7 protein-coding genes are annotated in these 11,770 nt (G+C 58.7%); 1 reads left to right on the top strand and 6 read right to left on the bottom strand.

The annotated features are described in order from the left end of the window. Nucleotides 1–43: 43 nt before the first annotated feature. The 6 genes from SH664x_RS17705 to SH664x_RS17680 all read right to left on the bottom strand — a co-directional run bounded on the left by SH664x_RS17705 (nucleotide 44) and on the right by SH664x_RS17680 (nucleotide 10,450). Nucleotides 44–1,516, bottom strand: coding sequence for a RimK family protein (locus SH664x_RS17705; protein WP_437203135.1), 1,473 nt, complete (start codon nucleotides 1,514–1,516; stop codon nucleotides 44–46). After that, nucleotides 1,494–2,258 (bottom strand): C39 family peptidase, encoded by a 765-nt coding sequence (locus SH664x_RS17700; protein WP_437203133.1) that lies wholly within the window; start codon nucleotides 2,256–2,258, stop codon nucleotides 1,494–1,496. Before SH664x_RS17700 ends, SH664x_RS17705 begins: the two co-directional genes overlap by 23 nt. A 139-nt stretch (nucleotides 2,259–2,397) precedes the next feature. Beyond that, the gene (locus SH664x_RS17695; protein WP_437203131.1) at nucleotides 2,398–6,564 is read right to left on the bottom strand and encodes a beta-1,3-glucanase family protein; all 4,167 of its coding nucleotides are present in this window, start codon (nucleotides 6,562–6,564) and stop codon (nucleotides 2,398–2,400) included. 545 nt (nucleotides 6,565–7,109) lie between these two features. Beyond that, on the bottom strand, nucleotides 7,110–8,087 hold the full coding sequence (gene fcl, locus SH664x_RS17690) for a GDP-L-fucose synthase (protein ID WP_437203130.1): 978 nt from the start codon (nucleotides 8,085–8,087) through the stop codon (nucleotides 7,110–7,112). A gap of 6 nt (nucleotides 8,088–8,093) precedes the next feature. After that, nucleotides 8,094–9,182, bottom strand: a complete 1,089-nt coding sequence (gene gmd / locus SH664x_RS17685; protein WP_437203128.1) for a GDP-mannose 4,6-dehydratase — start codon at nucleotides 9,180–9,182, stop codon at nucleotides 8,094–8,096. Next, the gene (locus tag SH664x_RS17680) at nucleotides 9,179–10,450 is read right to left on the bottom strand and encodes a glycosyltransferase WbuB (RefSeq protein ID WP_437203127.1); all 1,272 of its coding nucleotides are present in this window, start codon (nucleotides 10,448–10,450) and stop codon (nucleotides 9,179–9,181) included. The genes gmd and SH664x_RS17680 overlap by 4 nt, the downstream gene beginning before the upstream one ends. Nucleotides 10,451–10,742: 292 nt before the next feature. On the opposite strand from SH664x_RS17680, the gene SH664x_RS17675 reads away from it, so the two are divergent. Beyond that, a complete protein-coding gene (locus tag SH664x_RS17675) occupies nucleotides 10,743–11,477 on the top strand; it encodes an FkbM family methyltransferase (RefSeq protein ID WP_437203126.1) in 735 nt (244 codons plus the stop codon). Nucleotides 11,478–11,770 lie beyond the last annotated feature (293 nt).

Genomic DNA, 11,770 nt, shown 5'->3' with positions numbered 1-11,770 from the left:
AAGCATCAGAACGGAGCCCGAAGCGTGAACGAGGGGTCTCCTCTCAGCGCGGCGGCAGCCCAGCTTTCTTTTGCTCGATCCGTCGCAGAAACGATTCCATCACACGCCGGTAGAGTTCATCTCGCAACACCTGATCTTCGCAACCGGAATCCATGTTCGGGTTGTCGTTGACTTCGATGATGTAAAACTGGCCGTCCGACTCTTTGACGTCGACGCCGTACAGGCCGTCGCCGATCAGGTTGGCTGCCTTGAGGGCGATTTGCACCGCCTTGCGCGGGGCGAGTTCGATCGGCACCGTGGCAAAGTTTCCGTAGCGGTCATCCCCCTGTTTGGACCAGTGAATGATCTGCCAATGCCCGGGAGCCATGAAGTACTGGCAGGCGAAGAACGGTCGCTGATCGAGAATTCCGATGCGCCAATCGAACGTTGTGGGCAGGAATTCCTGGGCGACAAGCAGTTCCGACTGATTGAAGAACTCTTTGAGTCGAACGTACAGGTCCTCTTCGTTGTGCACCTTGACCACACCCTGCGAGAAGGAGCTGTCAGGCTTCTTGAGCACGCAGGGGAAGCCGAGTGTCCGGGCGATGTCCTCGGCGTTGTCGCGATGGACGACCAGGGTGCGGGGAGTCGGGATTTTGTGTTTCGTCAGCAGTTCGGCGAGATACACCTTGTTCGTGCAGCGGGCGATCGAGACCGGGTCGTCGATGACGACGAGCCCCTCGTTGGTGGCCCGCCGTGCGAACCGATAGGTGTAGTGGTTGATGCCGGTCGTCTGGCGGATGAACAGGGCGTCGAACTCCATCAGACGGCCGTAATCATCGCGCGTGATCAGTTCGGCGGCGATGCCGAGGCTTTCCGCTGCCTTGACGAATTTCTTCAGGGCTCCTTCGTTGGAAGGGGACGCTTCCCGTTCATCCGGATCGTGCAGAATAGCCAGATCGAACCGCATCGGCTTGGGTTTATGTCGTGCGGTGGCTCCCCCCGCGAAGTGTTTCTCGGCGGCGTCGATCATGAAGGCGTGATGGATCTCGGGGACTTCGTTGGTGCCGAGGGCCTTGACGCTGCGGATCTGCCAGCTGCCGTTGCGGGCGAATCGAAACCGCATCAGCGGGATCTGGAACATGTTGAAGAGCTGGCGGCTGAGGCGTTCGTAGCGTCGGGCCATGTTGCGGCCGAAGTAGATGCTCAGCTCGAATTCTTCGGACTGCAGCGGTCCGAGAGATTTCTGGATGAGATCATCGAGTTCTTCGCCGACAAAGCGGATCATCGCCGGAGACTTGAGGTCCTGCAGCGCGATGACGCCCGGCATCGGCTTGTGGCCGCGGGCTTCCGCCAGCAACGAGACGTAGTATCCCGTGCTCTGGTATTTGAGCGACTGGCAGAGGTTGAACAGCTTGACGTTTCGGCGTCCGGCGAATTCTTCGTCCGTGACGTAGCGCCACGCATCGACGATTTCAACGTTGGGGATGTCTTCGGGCCAATCGTCGACGTTATCAGTCACGATCACTGCGGGCATGCCGCATCACTCCCTTTTGGGCTTTCGGACGAATGATCAGCAGATTCGCGTCGTAGGTCACAATGCCCAGCATGATGGCGGAAAATGCTCGATCAATGTCCACTGAATACTGCCGGTCCTTGGCAAATGGGTTGGCTTCGAGCGGATCCGCGACGAGGACCGTCCGCGTCTCCGGGTCGTAACCGCATAGTACGACGAAATGTCCGGCGGGAAATCCCCGGACATCATCCTGGACAGTCGTTCGTCCCGGCGGCGGATTCTCGGGACAATACTCACGCATTTCCCCGTAGAGAAACGTGGCGCTCAGACCGGTGAGGATCGGCGTTTCCCGTTTCAGATGGCGGCGGATGAGGTCGATCGTCAGGACCTCCATCCGCAGTTTGCCCCCCAGCCGCAGAAAATCGATATAGGCGATCGTTGCGGTGTGGAGTCGCGGAGAAGCCTTGGCCGCCATTTGAGCGGTGAGCCGTTGGGCCAGATCGATCGGGGCCTCGGAACCAAACCAGGTCGGGTCGAACACCCGCAAGTCGTAGGTGTAGAGGGTCGCATCGTAGCCGCGGCGCAGGGCATGACACCCCAGAATCACCGCCAGCGTTCCCCCTTGCTCCAGCTGGCCGACTTCCCGGATCACCTTGTCGAGAGCAATGTCTTCCCCGAAATACCGATAGACCGCATGCAGGCAGGTCGGCCCGCAGGTCGTATCGTTCGGTTGTGGAAGTATGTCCAGACGCAGCGGGTCCATGCCAGCCAATCCATAGGAATGGCTGCCGATTCTACGGTTTGTACAACCGGCTGAGAATGGATCGACGGGGGGGAATTTATTCGGTTTCTTGACTGTGGCGAATCCCCGGATTTCCGCTTGCGGACCGGCGCGAATATGCTCAGGAGGTGATTTGATACTGGGTCAGGCCGGTCAATGCCGATCCGCTTGTCGGTTGATAGAACGCCTGAATCTGAAAGACCTGATTCACGCCGCTGACGGTGGCGGAGACCGCACCGGCCGTCCCGGCGGCACTTAGCGTCAGACTGCCGGGGGTGATTCCCTGAATCGTCGTGTGCTCCGGAATTCCCGGTCCGTGGATGATGTCTCCCGTCGCCTGCCAGTCCACGTTGAGAACACCGGTCAGGACGTTGCTCCCCTCCGTCAGGGTCGCCTGGAAGGTCTGGTTCCCAATCCGCAGCATGACGATGCCACTCTGGGTCGCGGCGTGGGAGAGAGTCAGTTGCCCGGGAACTGATCCGGCCACAGTGGTGCCGGCGGGAATGTTGGAGGCCGCAATGGCCTGTCCCGGGATGATGTCCACAAGGTTCGTGACCCCGTCGACCTGTGTCAGCGTGCCGGCGGCGATTGTGCCGGTGATGTGAATGACGGTGTCGGGAAGGGTCACCTGGGTGTTGAGATTGTTTCCTGAGACAGTCAGCGTCTTGAGGGACTGCGGCTCGGAGCCATCGCTGCGGGCGAAAATGAGTTCAACCGTTCCCGCAGGATTCGTGCCGGGCAGGGTGCCGGTGATCGTCACGGTCGCTCCGGCGGAACCGGACGACGGGCTGACCGCGATCGGGAAATCACCGTTCGAGCCGACCAGCTGCAGTGATCGTGTGGAGACGCTCGGAAGATGCGTGCCATCGCCGGAGTAGACGGCCGAAACCGTGTAGGTATGGGTAATACTGCCATCAGGAAGTGCTGGCAGGGTGGCGGTCAGCGTGGCGATCCCTTCGTTGTTGATCGACACGGGCTGGAGCGGCGGGGTCGCGGTGCTGTTTACTGAGTTGACCGGAACCCCATTGATGTAGAACGTGACCGTGCCGCTTGGCGTCCCCGTGCTGGTGACTTGGGCCGTCAGCGTGACCTGGCCTCCCTGCTGGGCAATGACCGGGAAATCCTTGAATGCGGTGATCGAGGAGGCCTGCGCGGTGCTGGTCCATGTTCCCAGCGTGATTTTCGCCAGACCGACGTTGTTCTGGTTGAGGTTGGTGCTGGCTCCGAACTTGTCGTCATAGGGGAAGGCGTAGGCCAGATCGCCCGACGTCAGGCCGGTCTGATGCCAGTATTCGACCCAGTAATTGTAGATGCCATTGTTGACGTCGGTGTTCAGGAACCAGTTGCGGGGGTCACCCCAACTGCTGGAGTTGTAGAGCGCGAGTCCGCGGTTGAAGGCGGCGGAGATGGAGTCTTCGAGGTCTCCCAGTACGAGGGACGCCGTTCCTGTAAAGCCGCGGGAGTTGTTGTCGGCGAAGACCGCATCGCAGGCGAAAATCATCTGCGAGGCGGACTCGTATTGCTGTCCCGCGCTGATGATCCACGAGGGGGCAGTCGCTCCCGTGACGTAGAAAATCGGCTCGTAAATGGAGGGGTCCGGGAGATTGGTCTCGAAGAACGGATAGTAGATATCGTAGTTGACCGCTTTCTCCGCAGCGGTGCCGGTGGTGGCGTTGAGCCGCAGCACATAATTGTTGCCGACAGCGACCGTCTGCCCGCTGTAAACGACAGCACTCGTGGACGCGTCGGAGATGAGCGTGAAGGTTTCTCCGCCTCCGGTGTGTTTGCCGATCGTGCCCGTGAAATATTTCAGGAAGAACGCGTCGATCGTCTCGTTGAAATAGTTGTTCAGTGCGTCCGGATTGGAGGCGTTCAGGAACTGCTCGACGACATCTTTCGGCGAGACCAGCCGCGGCGGGGTGGAATCGTAGAGGGACCAGATCCCTCCCATTGTGTAGGTTCCGGTCCCCTGCGAGTTGACGAGCTTGAACGTGGTGCTGGTCACGTCGGTGATCGTGAACAGGCCGTTGGCCCCCGGGTTGCCGAGGATCCCTTCGATCTTGATCAGGTCGCCGTTCTCCAGACCCGCTGTAGACAGCGTGGTGATGACGATCTCGCCGGAGGCAGTTGCACCCGTAATCGTTCCTTGCTGCCACGTGCCGCCTCCATTGTCGGCTCCATTCCCGTGACTGCCGTTCAGCGAGAAGTTGTTCAAATCGACGACGGTGACCTGGAAGGTTCCGTTGGCTGCGGTGTTGCCGAGTTCTCCTCTGATCGTCACCACATCGCCTGTTGTCAGGCCATGATTCGGACTGTTGACGACAATCGGTCCTGCATTCGAAGCAGAGAGAATGGGCCCGCTGCGCTGCGTGGCGGCAAAGGTGGGCAGGGCGGCGTAACTTTCGAGAAACGGACGGGCAGCCTGATTGGTACTGGTGATCTTCGAGTTGATAAAGCTCAGGTACGAGTCCTTGCCGGTGGTGGCCAGGATGTCATTGCGTGCCGCCTGCACACCGACCGGACCTCCCGCGTGGCTGACGAACGAAGCGCCGGTCTGGGTGGCGGTGGCGTACTGATTGATGGTGACGGAGCCCGGGCTGTTTTTGGAAGCACCGACGAGTGTCTGAATCGTGGCTCCGGGGGGAATGCCTGGTCCCGTAATGAAGTCCCCCTGACCGAGGTTCGTCGTGTTCGTGATACCGGTGATGACGTTGCTCCCCTTGGTCGTCGATCCGGTGAACGTCGTGTTGAACGGCTTGGTCCCTGCGGAGTCCTCAAAGAACTGCAGCTGCATCGGCAGTCCGAAGGCATCGACCTGTGACGTGTCGATATCAAGATTCGGCACGCCGCTGAAGTTCGTGACAGTGAACTCGAGGAAATCGTAGATGGTGCCGTTGCTGGGGTCGGTTCCGTTCGCGGGATTCGGAGAGGCGACGGTTCCGTTTGACGGCGAGACCTGAGCCTGAATCGGCGCTCCGACAGAAATGAGGATCCGGCCTGTGTACTGGTTCCCGGGAGGGGGAACCGGCAAGCTGAGATGGTTTCCCCACGCAGCCAGAGTGGAGCTCGGAAGAATCGCCTGATCGGGCGTCGACGGGCCGGGGTAGAGCCCGGCGGTCGACTGGGCAATTGGATTTCCGGAACTGATCTCTGAAGCGACGAGGTAATACGTCGTCCCCACGGGAGGGACCTGTCCGGGGCCGGGAGTCGCAATTTCCTGTCCGAAGACGGCGATCCAGATGCCATCGGCTCCGGAACCGAGATTGGCTCCCTCGTCGAGAACCACGCTCAGTGGAATAAATGTGCTGGCTGCGAACTGCCAGGCATTCTGTTCTTCCGCCAGCTTCATCCCTTTGCCGGATGTTTTGTGAATCTTGCCGCTGGTGACGATCCGGCTATCGCTCGACAGGGGACCTTTGAGGTGCAGAGTGTCGATCGAGCCCGCAAAGCTCGTGTTGTAGACCTGATCATCCAGCGAGGAGAAGTTGCCGTCGGTGCCTGCGATCATGTTGACCGTCAGCGTCGATCCGATGAACTCCCCTCGAATGTGCATGCCGCCAATGACGGAATGGGATGCGAGATGTGAGTTCTCCACATTTTTGAAGAAGCCACGACTCCAGCCCCCATCACCCGCCTGAATCGTGGCGTCGTCGACCAGTTGAGTGACCCGGACCGTCTTCAGGGTGCCGCCGTGGACTGCCGCGCCGGGCCCGAGGTTCCGTGCTGTAAAGCGTTCCAGTGTGGCGGCGACGTCAATCTGGGCCAGAACATCGCGAGCGTAAAAGTGGTTCAATGATCCGTCGATGTGAACCTGCGACCCGGCTTCCAGGTTCTGGACATGAATTTTGCCCACTCCACCGTCGGCGTGGAACTGTCCATTGGCATTCAGGGAGAGGGCTGTTCCTTTGAAGGTTCCGAAGACCTGTGTTTGCCCGGCGGCGCCGTGAATGGTGACCGACTGAATTGTCGTTCCGGCGACACGGCCCCCGCGCGAGACGATCGTCAGGCTGCTGCGGGACGTGGTGTCGTGGAGTTCCAGGGATTCCATCATCCCCTCGTGGATCGTCACGGTTCCGCTCCCCGGACCCCGGAGCCGCAGAGAAACACGGCTGCCATCGGCATCGGTGAATGTAGTGGTCTGACCGCTGACGAGGGGCAACTGAGTTCCGGCGGCTAGCAGAATGCGCGACTCGAAGATCTCCGTTTCTGTTGCACAGGCGACCGCGCGACGTCGACGTCGGGGGAGGAGATTGGCAGGCGACTGGATGAACTGGGCCCCGAAGATCATTTCCCCTCCAGAAAATTCTGTTTCTACGACAGACAGGGGAGGTGGACAGCGAGTCGACTTCCCGGAACTGAATCGCCCGAGGACTCGACGCAGACCGCGCAGCAGTCCTCACTGTTCCACCCTAGTTCAGGTTCCGTAAACGGCGCGGAATGATCTGGTGCAGATTGACACATCACCCCGGGGGCAAGTGATCACCGTGGTGAAAGAGCCACAAATCGCGCGGAAGCGTCTCTCGGGAAGAATCCCGAGGGGCGGTAAAGGTGGCACGTTAGGCGGATGGACCGGGTGTTCTGCTCAAATCTCACGCTGCGCCATTTGACGTCGGCGGTTTTGTGAGATTGCAGGCTGCGAAGAACGCCACGCTGATCCGCAGGAGTCTTCGGGGCATCACCTGCTCCCCCAGATTCGGAAAATCGCATTCCCCACACAGGGTTAGGCGTTGTCCATTCGCGAGGATCACGCGATGCCGGTGTAGGTTTTTCCGGATGACTGACCCGGCATCCATTTGACCCGAACAGGCTCGGGGCGATCTTCTTGCAAAACCCTTACCCTGCCGCGGTGGCGGGTTGTTCAAACCGCAGTGAGTCCGGAGTCTGCTCCAGTTGCTGCAGAAACCACTGGTAGGTCGACGCAATACCGTCCGCCAGTGAGACCCGGGGAGCCCATCCCAATGAGAGCAGTCGACTCGAATCCATCAGCTTGCGCGGTGTCCCATCGGGCTTGCTCGTGTCGTAGACGATTTTCCCTGCGAACCCGACCGCCTGCTGAACCAGGCTGGCCAGTTCAGCGATCGTCACGTCGCTGGAGGTCCCCACGTTGATCAGCTGTTCGTCTTCATAGTTCTGCGCGAGAAAAACGCTGGCGTTCGCCATGTCGTCGACATGCAGGAACTCACGACGGGGTGTGCCGGTCCCCCAGACAGTGACCGTCTGGTCCCCGCGCAGTTTGGCATCATGAAACTTACGGATCAGAGCGGGCAGGACATGGGAATTGGCGAGATCAAAGTTGTCGCCCGGTCCGTACAGGTTGGTCGGCATCAGGCTGATCGCGAGAAACCCGTACTGCCGACGATACGCCTGGCACATCTTGATGCCGGCGATCTTGGCGATGGCGTACCACTCGTTTGTCGCTTCGAGCGGACCGGTCAGGAGCGCCGCTTCCGGGATCGGCTGCGGCGCCATGCGCGGATAGATGCAGGAGGAGCCCAGGAAGATGAGCTTCTTGACTCCGGCCCGGTAGGCGGAGTCGATGACGTTGGTCTGGATCTGCAGGTTTTCGCGAATGAAGTCGGCGGGGTAGCTGTTGTTCGCATGGATGCCGCCGACTTTGGCAGCAGCCAGGAACACATACTCCGGCCGCTGGGCCTGAAAGAACGAGTCGACCGCCGCCTGTGACGTCAGGTCGAGTTCGTTCCGTCCACGCAGCAGCAGGTTGTCGTGGCCGGTTTCCTGCAGCCGGCGAACAATGGCCGAACCGACCAGACCGCGATGTCCGGCAACAAAGATGCGAGATGATTTGTTCATGACGAGTTATTCGTGGTAATTGAACGTCTTGAAGCCCGCCTTGTTGACCACCTGATCGCGCTGGGCGATGGCGAGGTCGTGCTCGACCATCTCCTGCACCAGTTCCGCGAAGGTGGTTCGTGGTTCCCAGCCCAGCTTGGTGCGGGCCTTCGTTGGGTCACCGAGCAGCGTTTCGACTTCCGTCGGACGGAAATAACGGGGATCGACAGCGACAATGCACTCGCCATTGGCGGTGTTGATGCCCCGTTCGTTGACGCCTTCCCCTTCCCAGCGGATTTCAATTCCGAGCTGGCGGGCGGCGATATCGACGAATTCCCGCACCGAATACTGCTGGCCGGTCGCGATGACGTAATCTTCCGGCTCATCCTGCTGCAGCATCAGCCACTGCATTTCGACGTAGTCGCGGGCGTGACCCCAGTCTCGCTTGGCGTCGAGATTGCCCAGATACAGGCAGGACTGCAGTCCGAGCTTGATGCGGGCGATGGCACGCGTGATTTTGCGGGTGACAAACGTCTCACCACGGGTCGGGGATTCGTGATTGAACAGAATCCCGTTGCAGGCATAGATTCCATACGCTTCGCGATAGTTCTTGATGATCCAGAAGCCATACAGCTTGGCGACGGCATACGGGGAGCGCGGGTAGAACGGTGTTTCCTCATCCTGCGGGATTTTCTGGACTTTGCCGTACAGTTCCGAAGTGGAGGCCTGATACAGCCGGGTTTTCTTTTCCAGCTTCAGGATGCGGATTGCTTCCAGCAGCCGCAGGGTTCCCAGTGCATCGCAGTTCGCGGTGTATTCGGGGGTTTCAAACGAGACCGCCACGTGGCTCTGCGCGCCCAGGTTATAGATCTCGTCCGGTTGAACCTGTTGAACGACCCGGATCAGGTTCGTGGCATCGGTCAGATCGCCGTAGTGGAGGACGAACCGGCGGTCGCTCTCGTGGGGATCCTGATAGAGGTGATCGATGCGATCGGTATTGAAAGAAGATGACCGGCGCTTGATGCCGTGCACTTCGTAGTTCTTGTTTAACAGAAACTCAGCCAGATAGGCCCCATCCTGTCCGGTGATGCCAGTAATCAGTGCTTTTTTTCTCACGTGACAACTATCCGTTCTGATGTCAGACATTGTTCAAAAAGTTGAGCGTACTTTTGAAGTATGGCGTCTTGGCCGAGTTCTGATTCGGCAATTCTTCTCGATTCTCCACCTTGTCGCAACCGTTCATCGGTCTGATCAATCATTTCCGTGAGTGCCAATGCGAATTGTTCTGCATTTCCCGGAGGGGTCAGGCGTCCGACTTGCTGGACCAGTTCATACACCTGGGTCTGGGGGAGAGCGGTTGCCAGCACGGGGCGTCCACTCGCCAGCATTCCCGTCAACTTGGAGGGCATGACGAGATCGGCGGCATCCGCACGCTGTGGCAGCAGGTGAACATCGGCAAGATTGAGAAGCTCGTTTAACTTTTCGATTGGCTGCACGGGCAGCCAGATGAGGTTGGGCAGTTCCTTCCCCAGTTGTCGTAACCGTTCGTACGCCGCTCCGGCGCCACACATGACGAAAATCAGATCGGTTCGCGACTGCAGGATGCGGGCTGCCTCGATCACGATTTCCAGCCCCTGCTTGTCCCCCATGTTGCCGGAGTACAGGGCGACCTTCTGATCACTGCGGAGGTTCAGATCTGCCCGGAAACTGCTGGGGCGGGACAGTGGCGCAATCTGGCTGATGTCGACCCAGTTCGGACAGTGCACATTCGTCACGTCGGTCCCCGTCTTCTGGTTCAGGCGATCCAGCATCCGGGGAGAAATTGTCGATCGGCGGTCAAAGCGACGCAGCAGCCAGCGTTCCAGCCCGTACGTCAGTCGCTGGAGTCCGGGGGCCTTCAGAATTCCCAGATCGAGTGCGGCATCAATTTCGAAATCCTGAATATGAATCCAGCACTTTGCACCGCAGCAGCGGGCGGCCAGCCAAGCGGCGGGGGCACAGAAGAACGGAGGCTCGACAACGAAGATCAGGTCAGGTTTCCAGAACAGGCTACGGATCAGGCTCGGGAGACTCGTAATAGCAAAGATCAACAGATAGAGAATCCTGGTGAGCGCCTTGGGGCGAGCGGGGATCCAGGCTGGGGCACGACGAACGTCGACTCCCTCCCAGGACTCCTGCTGATACTTTGCGCCCGAGTAGCCGGGCTGCACTTGCCACTGGGGGTAATAGGGGGCAGAGCAGATTGCGCGAACTTCATGGCCATTCCGGGCGAGCCAAGCTCCCATTTCTCCGGAATACTTGCCGATTCCCGTCGGTTCGGGCCAGAAATTCATCGAATAAATCAGGATTTTCAAAGAAGGGGGTCGCGCTGAAGAACCGACCATATCGGTTGCGGGTGATGCTTCCTGGTTGGCGGCTGAACCACGGAAGCCCCATTCAGTGGGAGATGATTCGTAGCGTTCTACAGATTTTTCAGAATGTGTCCAGACCGATGTCTGAATTCTTCAGACTCGGCGGACATCTGATTGACTCGAATCAACGAGCACGTCATATTGGCGAACAATGTTTTTCATGACTTCAGGCATGCTGTTGCGTTGCATAAAAGTTTTCGCGTAACTACTGAAGTAAGGTCGACCCTGAAGAAAGTCGACTGCAAGGTGCCAACCGGGAAGTTTCATGCGATTGTTGCGGAAAATCGGTCGGGTCTGTGAAGTCTTGGCAACCCCTGGTGGGCGTTCGGCGCTTCTGGCACCTAAGCCGAGATCAATTGCATCGACTCTGTTAGCCACGCAGTTGCAATCTGAGGGAGTTCGCTTTCGCACGATAATCGACGGAGGTGCGAATGTCGGCCAATTTGCCCGGGCCGTTGCCACCGCATTTCCGGAGGCAACAATACATTCTTTCGAACCCTCTCCTTCGACCGCTGCCGTCCTGCGGGAGAATCTGAAGTCATGCACCCGCGTTCAGATCCATGAATTTGCCTTGGGGAGCCAGGCAGGGGAAGTTGAATTTCATTGTAATTCAAACACACAGACATCCTCGATCCTGTCCATCAAAAAGAAGTCAGGCATCCACGAAGGAATTCGCGAACTTCAAACAGTCAAAGTTCCGGTCACGACGCTGGATGACTTTGCCAGAAAGACTGCTTTGGAAGAGCCTCTGCTGCTGAAGCTGGACCTTCAGGGCTATGAGCTTGAAGCACTCAAGGGGGCAGCTGAAGTTCTATTGCCTCGCTGCCATAGCATTCTCGTAGAATCGGTTTTTGAGCACCTCTATGAGGGTGAACCGTTAATTGACGATATTCTCGAGTACCTGAAAGCTCAGGGATTTGTTTTTGTGCGTCCGCTCGCATTTCTGAAAGAAGACACCGGGCGTGTCGTTCAGATGGATGCTTTGTTTCGACGTCGATAACAACCCGTTACTCGTTGGGAATAAATGGCTGCTGCACGGATCGAGTCCGTGAGCGGTTCGTTTCGTGGCCTTGTGGTTTGTCGCTGAGGGACCTGCAAGCTGAGGGACCTGCAAACGGACTTCGTGGTTCCCGGAACTGGCTGGCAGGATCGTGACGACGACGTGACAAGCCGTTGCTGTGCGCGTCAAGCGTGCCTGTTGCCGGGCGATTCTCGCTGGGAGTGCTCAGTCGGTTTCAGGACATCCGGTTTTTGATCGGCCCGGTTCTTGTTGTGCCGGGACGTGGGAGTGCT

It is taken from the genome of Planctomicrobium aquicomposti, from assembly GCF_051466325.1.
Lineage (GTDB): Bacteria > Planctomycetota > Planctomycetia > Planctomycetales > Planctomycetaceae > Planctomicrobium.
This window is presented reverse-complemented; position numbering and strand designations above follow the sequence as displayed.

Excerpts from the sequence above, each read along its gene's own strand:
- SH664x_RS17705 (WP_437203135.1), bottom strand. The coding sequence starts at position 1,516 with ATGCCCGCAGTGATCGTGACTGATAACGTCGACGATTGGCCCGAAGAC.
- SH664x_RS17700 (WP_437203133.1), bottom strand. The coding sequence starts at position 2,258 with ATGGACCCGCTGCGTCTGGACATACTTCCACAACCGAACGATACGACC.
- SH664x_RS17695 (WP_437203131.1), bottom strand. The coding sequence starts at position 6,564 with ATGATCTTCGGGGCCCAGTTCATCCAGTCGCCTGCCAATCTCCTCCCC.
- fcl (WP_437203130.1), bottom strand. The coding sequence starts at position 8,087 with ATGAACAAATCATCTCGCATCTTTGTTGCCGGACATCGCGGTCTGGTC.
- SH664x_RS17680 (WP_437203127.1), bottom strand. The coding sequence starts at position 10,450 with ATGGTCGGTTCTTCAGCGCGACCCCCTTCTTTGAAAATCCTGATTTAT.
- SH664x_RS17675 (WP_437203126.1), top strand. The coding sequence starts at position 10,743 with ATGCGATTGTTGCGGAAAATCGGTCGGGTCTGTGAAGTCTTGGCAACC.